Source organism: Streptomyces sp. NPDC056169, from assembly GCF_042268445.1.
Lineage (GTDB): Bacteria > Actinomycetota > Actinomycetes > Streptomycetales > Streptomycetaceae > Streptomyces.
This window is the reverse complement of record NZ_JBHJUO010000027.1, coordinates 1-14,108: the sequence shown is the minus strand read 5'-3', so window position 1 is coordinate 14,108 and position 14,108 is coordinate 1. Positions and strand designations below refer to the sequence as shown.

9 protein-coding genes are annotated in these 14,108 nt (G+C 74.0%); 7 read left to right on the top strand and 2 right to left on the bottom strand.

The features are described 5' to 3' along the window. The first annotated feature begins 8 nt into the window (after nt 1-8). The 7 genes from ACFC0G_RS34920 (at nt 9) to ACFC0G_RS34890 (ending at nt 10,132) form a co-directional block, all read left to right on the top strand. Nucleotides 9-1,499, top strand: coding sequence for a beta-N-acetylhexosaminidase (locus tag ACFC0G_RS34920; RefSeq protein ID WP_376411526.1), 1,491 nt, complete (start codon nt 9-11; stop codon nt 1,497-1,499). A gap of 17 nt (nt 1,500-1,516) precedes the next feature. After that, the gene (locus ACFC0G_RS34915) at nt 1,517-2,947 is read left to right on the top strand and encodes a cellulose binding domain-containing protein (RefSeq protein WP_376411523.1); all 1,431 of its coding nucleotides are present in this window, start codon (nt 1,517-1,519) and stop codon (nt 2,945-2,947) included. Nucleotides 2,948-3,145: 198 nt separating this feature from the next. Next, nucleotides 3,146-4,030 carry an alpha/beta hydrolase family protein gene (locus tag ACFC0G_RS34910; protein ID WP_376411519.1) on the top strand — a complete coding sequence of 295 codons (885 nt, stop codon included), beginning with the start codon at nt 3,146-3,148 and terminating at the stop codon, nt 4,028-4,030. Between the two features lie 99 nt (nt 4,031-4,129). Then, nucleotides 4,130-6,832 carry a LuxR C-terminal-related transcriptional regulator gene (locus ACFC0G_RS34905; protein WP_376411517.1) on the top strand — a complete coding sequence of 901 codons (2,703 nt, stop codon included), beginning with the start codon at nt 4,130-4,132 and terminating at the stop codon, nt 6,830-6,832. A gap of 155 nt (nt 6,833-6,987) precedes the next feature. Further along, nucleotides 6,988-7,407: a hypothetical protein gene (locus ACFC0G_RS34900; RefSeq protein ID WP_376411514.1), complete on the top strand. Its 420-nt coding sequence runs from the start codon at nt 6,988-6,990 to the stop codon at nt 7,405-7,407. After that, nucleotides 7,404-9,272, top strand: coding sequence for a GMC family oxidoreductase (locus tag ACFC0G_RS34895; RefSeq protein WP_376411511.1), 1,869 nt, complete (start codon nt 7,404-7,406; stop codon nt 9,270-9,272). The genes ACFC0G_RS34900 and ACFC0G_RS34895 overlap by 4 nt, the downstream gene beginning before the upstream one ends. Continuing rightward, nucleotides 9,269-10,132 (top strand): hypothetical protein, encoded by an 864-nt coding sequence (locus tag ACFC0G_RS34890; protein WP_376411508.1) that lies wholly within the window; start codon nt 9,269-9,271, stop codon nt 10,130-10,132. Before ACFC0G_RS34895 ends, ACFC0G_RS34890 begins: the two co-directional genes overlap by 4 nt. Before the next feature lie 24 nt (nt 10,133-10,156). Here the strand turns inward: ACFC0G_RS34890 and ACFC0G_RS34885 are convergent, their stop codons facing one another. Then, a complete protein-coding gene (locus ACFC0G_RS34885; protein ID WP_376411505.1) occupies nt 10,157-13,054 on the bottom strand; it encodes an RICIN domain-containing protein in 2,898 nt (965 codons plus the stop codon). Between the two features lie 170 nt (nt 13,055-13,224). Continuing rightward, nucleotides 13,225-13,929, bottom strand: coding sequence for a DUF2470 domain-containing protein (locus ACFC0G_RS34880; protein ID WP_376411502.1), 705 nt, complete (start codon nt 13,927-13,929; stop codon nt 13,225-13,227). Nucleotides 13,930-14,108: the final 179 nt, after the last annotated feature.

Below are 14,108 nucleotides of genomic sequence, written 5' to 3'. Positions count from 1 at the left end.
GCACCCCGATGCCCGCGCCCCGACTCGTCCCCGAACCCACCCATCTCTCGCCCCTGCCGGGCCTGTTCACCTTCGACGCGACCACCGCGCTGAAGGTCTCGCCCGGCGCCGAACCCGCCGCCCGGCTGCTGCGCACCCTGCTCGGTCCGGCCACCGGGCTTCCGCTGCCCACGCGGCCGGCCGGCTCCGTCGTCCTCGCCCTCGACGGCGCCCTCACCGGCCTCGGCGAGGAGGGGTACGGCCTCACCATCGGCACCGAGGGCATCCTGCTGCGGGCCGCGCGCCCCGCCGGACTCCTCGCCGGCGTCCAGACGCTCCGCCAGCTCCTGCCCGTCGAAGCCCTCGGCGTCTCCCCGGCCCCCGGCATCGCGTGGTCCGTCCCCTGCGTGCAGATCACCGACACCCCGCGCTTCCCCTGGCGCGGCTCGATGCTCGACGTCGCCCGCCGCTTCCGCCCCGTCTCCTTCCTCCGCCGGTACGTCGACCTCCTCGCCCTCCACAAGCTCAACGTCCTCCACCTCCACCTCACCGACGACCAGGGCTGGCGCATGCCGGTCGCCGCCCTCCCCCGGCTCACCGAGATCGGCGGGGTGCCGCACGGCGGCGCCTACACCCGCGCCGAACTCGCCGGGCTCGTCGCGTACGCGGCGGAGCGCGGCGTCACGGTCGTGCCCGAGATCGAGATGCCGGGCCACGTCCGCGCGGCCCTCGCCGCCTACCCCGAGCTCGGCAACCATCCGGGACGTACGTATGACGTCTGGGACCGGTGGGGCGTCTGCGACACGATCCTCGGCGTCCACGACGAGGCCCTCGACTTCTGCCGCACCGTCCTGGACGAGGTGATGGACGTCTTCCCGTCCCCGTACGTCCACATCGGCGGCGAGGAGTGCCCCACCACCGAGTGGCACACCTCCCCGGACGCGCGCCGGCGGGCCGCCGAGGAAGGGCTCGCCGGTCCCGGGGCCCTGCACGGCTGGTTCATGGAGCGGATGGGACGCCACCTCCTCGACGCCGGCCGGCAGCCGCTCAGCTGGACCGAGGACGGCGCCGACCTCCCGTCGTACTTCACCGTCATGCCCTGGCGCGACGCCGACCACGGCCGCGTCGCCGTCCGGCGCGGACACCGCGTCGTCATGGCCCCCCACCGCACGACCTACCTCGACTACCCCCAGTCCACGAGCCCCGCCGAACCGCCCGGCCAGGCCGGCGAGGTCGTCGACCTCCGCACGGTCCACGGCAACGATCCGGCGCCGGCGGAGTGGAGCCCCGAGGAGGCGGCCCGGGTCCTCGGCTCCCAGGTCCAGCTCTGGACCGAGTACGTGCCCACCGCCGCGCACGCCGAGTACCTCACGTTCCCCCGGCTCTGCGCCCTCGCCGAGGTCGTCTGGACCGGCCGCCACGACTGGCCCGGCTTCCAGGAGCGCCTCCGCCACCACAGGACCCGGCTCGACGCCCTCGGGGTGCCGCGCCGTCTCTCGCCCACGTCCGTCCCCGTCTGAGGAGAGGAACCACCACCATGAACGCCCCCACGAACAGCACAGGCCTGCGGATCCGTGCCGCGCTCGCCGTCGCCGCGGTGACCGGCCTCGGCGCCACCGCCCTCACCGCGCTTCCGGCGGCGGCGGCCGGTGAGGCCGTCACCGTCCAGTACCGGCAGAGCGCGACCGGCGGCGACCAGGTCGAACCCTGGCTCAAGGTGGTCAACACCGGTGCGGCGAGCGTGCCGTTGAGCCAGGTCAAGGTGCGCTACTACTTCAAGGCCGACGCGGGAGCCACGTACACCTACGCCTGCTCCTGGGCCGTGAAGGGCTGCGCGAACATCACCGGCACCTTCGGCACCCTGGCCCACCCCACCGCGACCGCCGACCGCTATCTGGAGGTCGGTTTCACCGCCGGCGCCGGTTCGCTCGCCCCCGGCGCGGACACCGGCGACATGCAACTGCGCTTCCACCGCTCCAACTGGCAGCCGCTGAACCAGAACGACGACTACTCCTTCGGGCCGGGCCGGACGACGTACGCGAACTGGGCGAAGGTCACCGCGACCGTCGGCGGCGTCCCCGTCTGGGGCACGGCCCCCGAGGGCAACGAACCCACCCCGACGCCCACGCCCACCGGCCCGACCACTCCCCCGCCCACCGGGGCCGCGCTCTTCGACGACTTCGACTACACCGGCCACACCGACCCGGCGATCACGGCCCACGGCTGGAGCGTGCGGTCCAACTCCGGAGGTCCCGGAGTCCCCGGCGCCACCTGGGCGCCCGAGAACGTGACCTTCGCCAAGGAGGGCACGAACTCCGTCATGAACCTGCGGAGTTCGACGGCGGGTACGGGCGAGTCGACCAAGCACACGGAGATCCTCACCCGCGCCTCGAAGTTCAGGAACGGCACGTACGCGGCGCGGGTGCGCTTCTCCGACGCGCCGCTGTCCGGGCCCGACGGCGACCGCGTCGTCCAGACCTTCTTCACCATCAACGACCTCAAGGCCCCGATGGCCGACGACTACGCCGAGTACGACTTCGAGTACCTGCCCAACGGCGGCTGGGGCGAGCCCGCCGACATCCTCTACACCACGTCGTGGGAGACGTACCGGCCCGACCCCTGGGAGGCCGTCAACCAGCACTCGGAGGTCCGGGCGAGCTACGCCGGCTGGCACGACCTCGTGCTGACGATCGACGACGACACGATCGTCTACTACGTCGACGGCCAGGAGTTCGGCCGCCACGACGCCCGCTACCTGCCCGAGCGGCCCATGTCCATCAACTTCAACCAGTGGCTGATCGACCTGGCCGGCCAGACCTCGACGACGCCGCGCGCCTACGACCAGAAGGTCGACTACGTCCTGCACGTCAAGGACCAGGTCCTGACCCCGGCCCAGGTGGCGGCCAAGGTGGGCGCGTACCGGTCGGCGGGCACGGCCTTCGAGGACTCGGTACCGGCCGTGTCCTAGTCGCCGACGATCGACCGGGACCGGGACCGGTCCCGGTCGATCGAGGGGAGGACGGAGGAGCGGATCGCGGCGGCCGGTGATTCTGCCGATGCCCGCGCGGCGTGCCGGCCCGACAGTGGCCGAGCCAGTTCACGGCGCGTCCGCCACTCCGTTCCCCCCGGTGGCGGCCGCCCCACGACACGAGAGGACGACTCCGTCGTGACACGACACCTCGCCGCGGCCCTGGCCGCCACCTGCCTCACCCTGCTCCTCGCCCCCGGCGTCCAGGCCGCGGACACGACCGCGGGCGCCACCGCCGCCAACCCGTACGAGCGCGGTCCCGCGCCCACCGACGCGAGCGTCGAGGCGCTGCGCGGCTCGTACTCCGTCTCCGAGGCCGGCGTCTCCTCCCTCGCCGTCACCGGTTTCGGCGGCGGCACCATCTACTACCCGACGTCCACGAGCGACGGCACGTTCGGGGCCGTCGCGATCTCCCCGGGGTTCACCGCGACCCAGTCCTCCATCGCCTGGCTCGGGCCGCGCCTGGCGTCGCAGGGCTTCGTCGTGTTCACCATCGACACCCTCACCACGCTCGACCAGCCCGACAGCCGCGGACGGCAGCTCCTGGCCGCGCTCGACTACCTGACCCAGCGCAGCTCCGTACGAGGCCGGATCGACACGACGCGCCTCGGCGTGATGGGTCACTCCATGGGCGGTGGCGGAACCCTCGAAGCCGCCAAGAGCCGGCCGTCCCTCAAGGCCGCCGTTCCCCTCACCGGCTGGAACACGGACAAGAGCTGGCCGGAGATCACCACGCCGACCCTCGTCATCGGCGCGGACGGCGACACCGTCGCGCCCGTCGCCACCCACTCCGAGCCCTTCTACGAGAGCCTGCCCGGTTCGCTCGACAAGGCGTACCTGGAGCTCAACGGCGCCACCCACTTCACCCCGAACACCTCGAACACGACGATCGCGAAGTACAGCCTGTCGTGGCTCAAGCGGTTCATCGACGACGACACCCGCTACGACCGGTTCCTCTGCCCCCTGCCGCGGCCCAGCCTGACGATCGACGAGTACCGGGGCACCTGCCCCCTCGGTTCCTGACGCTCTGTGCGCCATCACAGAGCGGGGCTCCCGGGTCTGGGCCCTCGCCCAGCCCCGGGAGCCTTCCCCCGTCATCCACGGGTCGGTAGCGTGACCGCCGTGAGCGGAGCGAGCCAAGCCGCCGCCCCGGGCCCTCGGCTGCACGACCGCACGACCGAACTCGCCGCCCTGGCCCGTCTCGCGGCCCGCGTCGATGCCGGTACCCGAGGCGTCCTGTTCCTCACCGGTGATCCCGGCGAGGGGCGTACCGTGCTGCTCGCCCGGGCGGCCGCCGACTTCCCCGGCACCGCGTACCGGATCGCCGCGCCCGGGCATCGCGCGCCGTGGAGCGGAGCGCGTGCCCTGTTCGCCGCCCTGGCCGCGACCCCGTCGGCGGGGCGCAGGGCGCTGCGGCGGGCGCGGGGCGCGGACGGGCTGGGCGCGGCCGTGGCCGACCTCGTGGCCGAGTCCGAGTCCGAGTCCAGCTCTGGCACCGGCACCGGCACCGGCACCGGCACCGGCACCGGCACCGGCACCGGCACCGATCCTGGACCCCCTCCCGGATCCGGATCGCGACGGTCGGTCCTGATCTGTCTGGACGACCTGCATCTGTGGGACGCCCATTCGCGGGCCGCTCTCACCGCTTCCTGGCAGGAGCCCGGCCTTCCGCGTCTCGGCGGGCGCGGTCACGGCGTTCGGGTCCGGGTGGGCTGGCTCCTGTCGGCCGCCCGGCACCATCGATTCCCCGATGTCCCGGGGGCGGAGACCGTCCGGCTCGGCCGGCTGACCCCGGCCGGTGGCCGGGCCCTCCTGAGCGATGTGTGCCCGGTTCCCCCGGTCCCGTGGGTGGAGGGGCGGTTGCTCGACGAGGCGGCAGGGCACCCGGGTGTGCTGACCGCGACCGTACGGCGCCTCTCCCCCGCCCACCTCACGGGGACCACCCCGCTGCCGCGGCCGGCGACCGACGGCGCCGTGCTCGCCGAGGTGTACGGGGGTCTCATGGGCCGCCTCCCCGCGGACTCCCGCCGCCTGCTCGCCGTGGTGGCCCTGGCGGCCCGGACGGCTTCCGGCGGGCCGGACGCGCCGGACGCGCCGACGCACGGGATCGGCATCGACGCCGTCCTCGCCGGGGCACGTGCCGCACGCACCTCGGTCGAGCCGCTCGACGGCCTGATCGCGGACGGGCTGCTGCACCGGAGCGGCGCCACCCTCCGTTTCGAGGACCCGTTCCTCGGTCGGGCCCTGCTCGCCTCGGCGCCGGGGCGGGAGGCCGATCCGAGACCGGGCCGGACCACGGACACGGTGCTCGCCCGGAGCGAGGGTCACCGCGCCGACCGGCTGGGCCCGCCCGCCGCCGTACGCGCCCTCACCCCACTGGCCCGTGGCCGCTCCCAACTGGTACGCGGTCTGGCGACCCTCGCGAACGGCCCGGTCATGGACGCGCACGAGGCGTTCCTGGAAGCGGCGGAGCTGTTGCGGGAGCGGGCACCCGTGGAGGCCTCCGACGCCCGGTTCCTCGCGATGGAGGCGGCCTGGGCCGGGGGCGACGTCGCCGGTTGCCTGGCCGCCCTGCACGCGGGAACGGGAGTCCGGGGTACGGAGCGGGACTTCGCCGAAGGACTGAGCGCGGCTCTCGCCGTACGGCTGGACGAGGCCCGTGCCGCGCTGGCGCGGGTGGTGGAGCGGGACGGCGCCGCGGACGATCCCCGGCTGCTGCTCCGGGCCGGTTCGGCCGCGCTGGTGCTCGGCGACACGACCGCGGCGGCGAGGGTGCACGCCCGGGCGCTCGCCCGTGCCCGGGCCGAGGGCCGCACCGCCCTCCTGCCCCGGGCGCTGGAGCACCTCGCCTACGCCGAACTCCGGGCCGGCCGGTACAGCCGGGCCGCGCGCACCGCGAGGGAGGGGCTGCGGGCGGCGGAGCTGACGGGCCAGGACAACGTCGCCGCGCACCAGTACGCCGTCCTGGCGCTGGTGGCCTCGGTGGCGGGCGACGGGAAGGCCGTGCGGGAGCACGCCGGGCGCGCCCTCGCGACGGCGCGCCCCCACGGTCTCGTCCAGGCGGCCACCCTCGCCGAGTGGGCGCTTGCCCGGGACGAACTGGGCAGGGGGCTGGCCGCGCAGGCGACCGCGCGGCTCGTTCCCCTCGTCCGGCCGGGCCCCCGGGGCGGCCACTTCGCGTTGCGGATGCTGGCCGTGCCCTGCTTCGTGGAGGCGGCCGTCGCGTCGGGCCGGAGCGCCGAGGCCCGTGCGGCGGCGGAGGAGTACGCGGTCTGGGCCGCGCAGGGCATCGACCGCCCGGCACCTGCTCAACTGGCCCGCTGCCGGGCGCTGCTCGCGAAGGACGAGGAGTCGGCGTACTGGTTCGGTGAGGCCGTCCGTCGCCACGACAGCTGCGGCAACGACTTCGAGCGCGCCCGCACCCTCCTCGCCTACGGCACGTGGCTCAGGCGCCGCCGTCGCCCGGGCGACGCGCGAGGCCCGCTGCGCGACGCCCTCGTCACCTTCGAGCGGGCGGCGGCGGAGGGCTGGGCCGAGCACGCCCGGTCCGAGTTGCGAGCGACCGGTGGTGCCACCGGTGGCACGTCGGACCCTTCGGCGGCGCGGGAGTTGACCCCCCAGCAGCAGCGCATCGCGCGCCTCGTCGCCCAGGGCGCCACCAACCGCGAGGTCGCCGACCGCCTCGCGCTGAGCCCGCGCACGGTCGACCACCACCTCCGAGGCGTCTTCCTCCGACTGGGCATCCGCTCCCGTGTCGAGCTCCCGGACGTGGTGGGCCGGTGGGCCGCCGCATCCGGGAGCTCGGCACGAGAGGGCCTGCACTGACCTCCGCCGCTGGTCGCCGAGCCGTCGACGGGCGGCGGCGGACGTCGGCGGGCACGGACATGGCCTGCGCGGCGCCCTCGTGGATGGCCTGAACTGGACGCGTCCGCCCGTGGGCGGCGGGGAACGATCACCGACATGCGTCGAGGGAGGGGTACGTGAGGCGATCGACCTCGGAGGAAGCCTGGGGTGGTGTGGCGGAGTTCGTCGCTCTCTCCTCGGCACTCACCGGATTCACCGTGACCGAGCTGGAGAAGACGGGCATGGCCGACGCGTACGCGGAGTTCGTCGCGGAGCGGGTGGACGCCGGTCCGTGTCGCGCCCTGTGCACCGCGCCGGGCACGGACGACGGACCGCCCGAGGGACTCTCCGAGGAGCTCCTGGAGCTCGCCGGGTCGATCACCCTGCTCTGGTACACGGGGAGTTGGACCGGTTCCGCCGGCTCCCCGCCCACGGTGGTCTCCGCCCGCGGCTACGCCGAGGGACTGCTGTGGCGCACCCTCGGAGGGCACGCGCCCGGCACCGGCCGGCCCGGGTTCGGGAGCTGGTCCGAGGCGCCCGAGGGAGCCGTCCGATGAGCGCCGCCCCCGCCCCCGCTCCGTACGACGTCATCGTGGTCGGCGCCGGGATCGCCGGTTCGCTCGTCGCCCGGCGGCTCGGCGAGCTGGGGCGTCGGGTGCTCGTCCTGGAGGCCGGGCCCGCGGTGGCCGACCCCGAGGCCGGGCACCAGGCCGCGCTGCACACGTACCTCACGGCCGGGGTGAAGGTGCCCGGGTCCCCGTACGTCCCGAGCCCCGAGGCCGCGTGGCCGGAGGTGACCGACCTGGGCGGCCTGCCCTCGGGCGGGTTCACGGCCGACGGCCACCTGATGCAGCGGGGCCCCCTCCCGTACGCCAGCGGTTACGTACGCGTCAACGGCGGCACCGGGAACGTGTGGACGGGACTGACCCCGAGGATGCACCCGGAGGACTTCCGCACGGCGGAGTTCGGCTACGGCCGCAGCTGGCCGATCGGCTACGACGAGCTGGAGCCCCACTACCGGGCGGCCGAGTACGAGATCGGGGTCGCCGCAGACGTGGACGAACAGCGCGAGCACGTCGGGCTGCCGTTCCCCGAGGGCTACACCTTCCCCATGAAGGCCCTGCCCGTCAGCCATCTCGACCGGATGCTCGCCGCCCGGCTCGACGGCCGTACGCTCCCCGACCCGGCCACCGGCGACCCGGTCGTCCTCCGGGTCACCGGCACCCCGCACGGCCGCAACAGCACACCCGACCCCCGGTACGACGGCGGCGCCGGGTACGTCCCGGCGGGCGCGCACGGCCGGCCCGACCCCGACAGCCGGTGCCTCGGCAGCGCCAGCTGCATCCCCCACTGCCCGAGCCACGCCAAGTACACGCCCCTGAAGACCCAGGCCCGCTGGAGCGACTCGGTGACGCTGGTCGACCGGGCCGTCGTCCACCGCGTCCTCGTCGACGGCAACGGCCGCGCCACGGGGGTGGACTACCTCCGCTGGGATTCCGGTTCCGGCCCTGCGACCCCGGGCACGGCCTCCGCCGACGTCGTGGTCCTGGCCGCGCACGCCGTCGAGAACGCCCGGCTGCTGCTCCTGTCCGGGCTCGCCAACCGCAGCGACCAGGTCGGCCGCAATCTGATGGACCATCCGGTGCTGCTCACCTGGGGGCTGCTGCCCGAGCAGGTCGGCCCGTACCGGGGCCCGGGCTCCACCTCCGGTCTGGAGGGGTTCCGCTTCGGGCCCGCCCGCCGCGCCCGCGCGCCCTTCCGCGTCGAGATCGGCAACTGGGGGTGGGTGTGGGCCAAGGGGCCCGCCGACGGTGACGTCGCCGCCCTCGTGCGCACCGGCGGCCCGGGCGGCCGGGGGCTCTTCGGCACGGCGCTGCGGACCGCCGTGCGGGAGCGCGTGGGGCGCCAGTTCACGCTCCAGTTCGAGATGGAGCAGGAGGCCGACCCGGCCAACCGCGTCACCCTCGACCCGCGCCACCGCGACGCGCTCGGACTGCCCCGTCCGGTGGTCACGTACGACCTCTCGTCCCACGTCAGGGAGGGCGTGGTGGCCGCGCGGCAGGTCTCCGACCGGATCTTCGCCCTGCTCGGCGCCGAGGACCACACCGACGACCCGGCCGGACCGGTCCCGCCGGGCCGCTTCGAGCACCGGGGCAGGACCTACTCCTACCGGGGGGCCGGCCACGGAGCGGGCACCCATGTCATGGGCGACGACCCCGCCACCTCCGTCGTCGACTCCCGGCAGCGCTGCTGGGACCACCCCGGCCTGTACGCCGTGGGCTGCGGCAGCATGCCCTCGGTCGCCACGTCCAACCCGACCCTGACCATGGCCGCCCTCGCGCTGCGCAGCGCCGAGGCCATCGCGCGCGAGCTCACCGCTCGCGACCGGCCCGCCGTCATCTCTCCAGGAGCCGCCCCGTGACCCCCCTGCCGTTGCCGCCCGTCCCCGCGCCGTACCAGCTGCCCTTCCACTACGGGGCGCTGCACCAGATCGGCGTCGACTTCCTCGTGGACCCCGAGCCGGTGCGGGATCTCCTGGCGAAGCGTCATCCAGCCCTGAGCGCGGCCGAGTTCGAGGGGCAGGCCGTGGTGTCCCTCAACTACCAGCTGTACTTCGCCCAGTACGCGTTCGGCGGGGGTGTCACGCAGGAGATCGAGTTCAACGTCATCGCCCACCCGACGGCGGAGGCCCACCGGCTGCCCCGGCTCTCCTACGAGGAGTACGCCCACGGGGTCGACCAGACCCGGCTGCTCGGCATCGCCCGCATCCACGTCCTGTGCGACAACCCGCTGGCGATCGACGCGGGCCGGCGGCTGTTCGCCGAGCCCAAGCATCCGGGCTGGTTCGAGACGACGATGCCCTCGCCCAACGGCCCGCCGGGAGAGGCCTGGTCCGTCCGCTGCCGCAAGGCCTCGGCGGCGGCGGACGGCTCGGACACGGTGGTGCGCCACGACGAGGACGTCTTCACCCTCACCGCCGACCTCACCGGTCTGTCCTCGGTCCCGGCGAACAACGCTCCGGTCACCGGCTACGGCACCGACGCCGAGGGGCGCGCGCTGGCGGGGCCGATGAACCTCTACCAGCCCTACCGTCACCACTCCCTCGATCCCGTCGCCGACGCCGACCGGATCCGTCTCACCGTCCACGACGGGACGACGGACCTCGGGCAGGACCTCACGGCCCTGGTCGGGACCTCCCCCGCGTCCGGCGCCTGGACGTTCCAGTCGCCGCCCGTGGCCGCCCACAACCGCGCGTACTACCTGCCCGGCCCGCCGCAGTGAGCGCTACCGCATCAGGCGCGGGACTCAAGGACTTTCGAGGCGCCATTCCTGGCCGGGGGCGCCGCTCGCCGCCCGCTGCACGATCCGTGCCCCGTCGTTCGCGGAGCCGTTCTCCACATCGAGGTACAGGCCGCTCGACACGTTGACGAGGTGGTACCGGTCGCCGGCCGGGGTGGGCACCGGGCGCCACCACTGGTTCGGGCTGTCGGTGTTCGTCCACTGGTCGAGGGCCTGGCCGTCCGTCGGGGAGGCTCCGGGGTTGTCGAGGACTCTGCCGCTGTGGACGTTATGGAAGCGGAAGGAGCCGTCGTAGCCGGGCCGCAGGGTCCACCGCTGGTTGTCCCCGCCGTTCCAGGGCCACTGGATGACGTCGGCGCCGTCGGCGGTCGAGGCCCCCGAGACGTCCAGTGCCTTCCCGCTGTGCTGGTTGACCACCCGGAAAGTGCCGGTCATGAGGCCGAAGGTGAGCTGGGTCCGGACGCCGGCGGCCAGGGTCACCGTCCGCGCGTGGTCGCCCAGCGGGGAGGGGGCCACGCCGACGGTGGCGGACACCGAGGTGATGCCGCGGCGGCAGACCAGGGTGACGTCCTGGGCGATGTCGGAGACGAGCGTGACGGTGGCGCTCCGGGCGGTCGTGTCCCAGCTCAGGCTCTCCACCAGGATCCGGTTGCGGCCGCGCACCCCTCGGATCGTGCCCCGGGCGAACTCCTCGGGCAGAGCCGGGAGGAGTTCGAGGATTCCCGGGCGCGTGTAGAGCAGTGCCTCGGAGACGACCGCGGGGAGGGCGTTGGCCGCGTCGGCGTTGTAGATGTGCAGATCGGGGTTGTGGGAGGTCATCAGTGAGCGCCGGACCATGTTGTTGCCGAGGATCTTCCGGATGTTGTCGTAGACGCCGGCTCCGTCCTTGAGGCGGGCCCGGGCCAGGGCCCGGTGCAGGCTGCCGTGGGCGGAGATGTTCTCGTCGCCGCGCAGGTCGAGGGCGCGGCGGGAGGCGCGGACGAGGTCGGGCGTCTCCTCGGGGTTGATCTCGTGCAGCGGCCAGGCGCCGTAGAGGTGGTGGACGTGCCGGTGGTCGTAGCGGTCGGCGAGCCCGGGCCAGGACCACTCGGCGAGGGCGCCGTCCTGGTTGACGTCGTACGCGGGAAGCCTGTCGAGCAGGGCGGTCCATCGGGCCACGCCCTGTCCGGGGCCCTGTTCGACGCCGAGGGCGTGGGCCGCCTCGACCGCGGCGCGGAGCGCGTGTCGGCCGGCCATGATGTCGCCGGTGGCGTTGACGGAGAGCATCTGCCCGGTGTTGGAGGGCGAGTTCTCCATGGAGAAGGAGGGCACGAAGACGACCTTCCCGTCGGCGTCGGTGCGGGTGAGGAAGTCCTCGTAGAAGAGGGCGAGTTCCATCAGCGCCGGTCCGAGTCTGTCCCTGAGGAAGGCGTTGTCGCCGGTGACCTGGTAGTACTCCACGAGGGGGTAGAGCAGCCAGTCGGCGCCGCCGGTCCAGCACTGGCCGGGGAAGTCGCCGCCGTTGAAGTGGAGCATGTGGCCGCTCTCGCCGTCGGTGCGGCTCGGGGCGAGGAATCCGCGGGCGCCGTACAGCCGGGTGGCGTTGTCGCGCCAGTCGTCGAGCTGGCCGAGGATCAGGTCGAAGTAGCCCCGCATCGCGGTGCCGTGGCCGAGGATGTTGCCGCCGGCCACCTGGAGGTTGATGTTGGCGTCGGTGGTGAAGTCGTCGGCCCAGGCGCCGTTCCACGAGCCGGACCAGACGCCGGTCAGCCGCGGTGGCAGCACGCCCGAGGAGCTCACGAAGAGATAGCGGCCCGAGTCGTACATCCGCTCCAGGAGCGCGAGGTCGATCGTCGACCGCTGACTGTTCTGGCGTGCCGTCAGCTCGCTGGTGGACAGCCGCCGATCGGCATCGGGTACGCCGAGGTCGAGGGTGCTCGCGTCGAACAGCGCCCGGTGCTGCGGGGTGTGGCGGGCCAGCAGGGTCGCGTAGTCGGTGGGGAGGGTGGCAAGGGATGCGTGCAGGGGCTTGGCGTTCCACTGCCCGGACGACTCGTAGCGGTCGAGTCGGGTGAGCAGCACCACCGTGGCGGCCTTGGAGACGACGAGGGCGGAGCCGGTGGCCGTCACGGCGGCCTTGGTGCCGGTGACCACGACCCGGGTCACGCCTTCGTAGCCGTACGCTCCCTGGCCCGCGGGGTAGGTGCCGCGCAGGTTGAGATAGCCGTCGCGGCCGCTGAGCGTGGCGATCGCGGTGAAGGAGACGTCGTTCGGCACTCCTTCGAGAGCGGTGTTCGCCCTGATGGTGGTGTCGACGGTCCGTCCGGGTGCGGGGGTGAGCTCGTGGACGACGACCCGGTCCGCGCGGGAGACGAAGACGCGGCGCTTCCAGACACCGGAGCTGTCGGTCCACGTGTGGGTGACCTCTCCGGTGCGGAAGTCGGTCACGCGGGCGTAGTTCTCGGCGGTGCTCATCGCCGGGCTGCTCAGCCGCAGTTCGTAGCCGGGGTGGAACGTCTGCGTCCAGCGAAGGGTCCATCCGGAGGCGAACGCGGCGGCGGCACCGCCGTAGTCCCCGGCGAGGGCGCTGTCCCGGACGGCTTCCAGCCGGTCGGCGAGCAACGGCGGTTCGGTGTCGCGTGTGCCGTTGGGCAGGACGAAGCCGTGGTGGTTGAGCAGGATCCGTTCCTCCGTCGGCGTGCCGTACGCCACCGCGCCGTACTCCCCGTTCCCGCTGACGAATCCGTCGGTCCAGGCGGTGGCGGCGGAGGCGTCGTGGATGCCCCGCTCGGGCAACGTGGCCCCCGGCGGGATCGCGGCGGCCGCTCGGGGCGCTCCGAGCCCGGGAAGGGCGACCGCCCCCGCGGCCACGGCGGCGGCCGTGATGAATCGCCTGCGGCCGAGGGGTGCGTCGGGGAGGTGCATGGTGGCGGCTCCGTTCACCGAGGGCAAGTGGTACCGGGTAGCCCAAAGGTGTCGGTCTCGCGCATGTTTACGTAACCATCGGGCGCCGCAAGTGCAGCACGGCGCTCACGGAGGCGTCAATGCCCGTGCCGCAGCCGGGCCCGCGGACACGCCCACGGCGGCCAGGACCGTCAGGTCAGCAGGCTGTTGGGGTGCGAGGACCGGCGCGCGGCGGCGAGGAGGGCGTGGATGCGCGGGCCGGCCTCGCCGATGTCGGTGACGGGGGTGGGGAACGGCAGCCGTGCGTCCCGGTGACCCACCGGGTACTCCATGCGCAGGGTGATGCCGTAGCGGTCCAGGGCGACCGGCAGGGCGCGGACCAGGCGCCGGTCGGGGCGCGGCCGGACGAGGCGCAGGAGCAGGGGGACGAGTTCGGCGTGGCCGTCGACGAGGTGGGTGAGCATGGCCGCCTCGGAGGAGGCGACGGGGTCGGGGTCCGCCGCGTGGAGCGCGTCCAGGGTGACGTACGTGCGGCCTTCGGCGTCTTCGAGCAGCGCCTGGCCGAACTCCATGCAGGTGCTCTCGGCCGCGTCGTCCGCGTAGTCCGAGCCGAGGAGCCCGGTCACGGTGACGCGCGCCCTCAGGCGCTCGCGTACGGCGGTGGGGGCGATGTCCGTGAGTTCCAGGCGTACGGGGATGCGCGCGCCCCGTGCGCCATGGACGCCCTCGGACGGGTCGTGCAGGTGGATGCGGCCCATCGGCCCCGTCCCGTCCAGGAGATGGACCTCCCGGCGGCGTCCGTCGGTGACGACGGTCATCGAGTGCGCCGTGGCCAGCATCGAGCGCACGCGTTCCGCGGGGGTGGGCTGGGTGACGTGGGCACTGAAGGGGCGCATCCGAGTTCTCCAGGGGCGAGGGAAGGAGATGCCCAAGTCGTTACTTAGGCAAGCCTAACCTAACTGATCCCGAGAGTCAGGGGAACCCACAGGGCCGGGGCCCGCGGGGGGGGGGGCGGGGGGGAAGCGGCCGGGGGGGGGGGCGGGGTAGCCGCCCCCCGGCGCGCCCGGGGGGGACC

Bases quoted from the DNA above. Each gene is read 5' to 3' on its own strand.
- ACFC0G_RS34920 (WP_376411526.1), top strand. From the start codon at position 9: ATGCCCGCGCCCCGACTCGTCCCCGAACCCACCCATCTCTCGCCCCTG.
- ACFC0G_RS34915 (WP_376411523.1), top strand. From the start codon at position 1,517: ATGAACGCCCCCACGAACAGCACAGGCCTGCGGATCCGTGCCGCGCTC.
- ACFC0G_RS34895 (WP_376411511.1), top strand. From the start codon at position 7,404: ATGAGCGCCGCCCCCGCCCCCGCTCCGTACGACGTCATCGTGGTCGGC.
- ACFC0G_RS34885 (WP_376411505.1), bottom strand. From the start codon at position 13,054: ATGCACCTCCCCGACGCACCCCTCGGCCGCAGGCGATTCATCACGGCC.
- ACFC0G_RS34880 (WP_376411502.1), bottom strand. From the start codon at position 13,929: ATGCGCCCCTTCAGTGCCCACGTCACCCAGCCCACCCCCGCGGAACGC.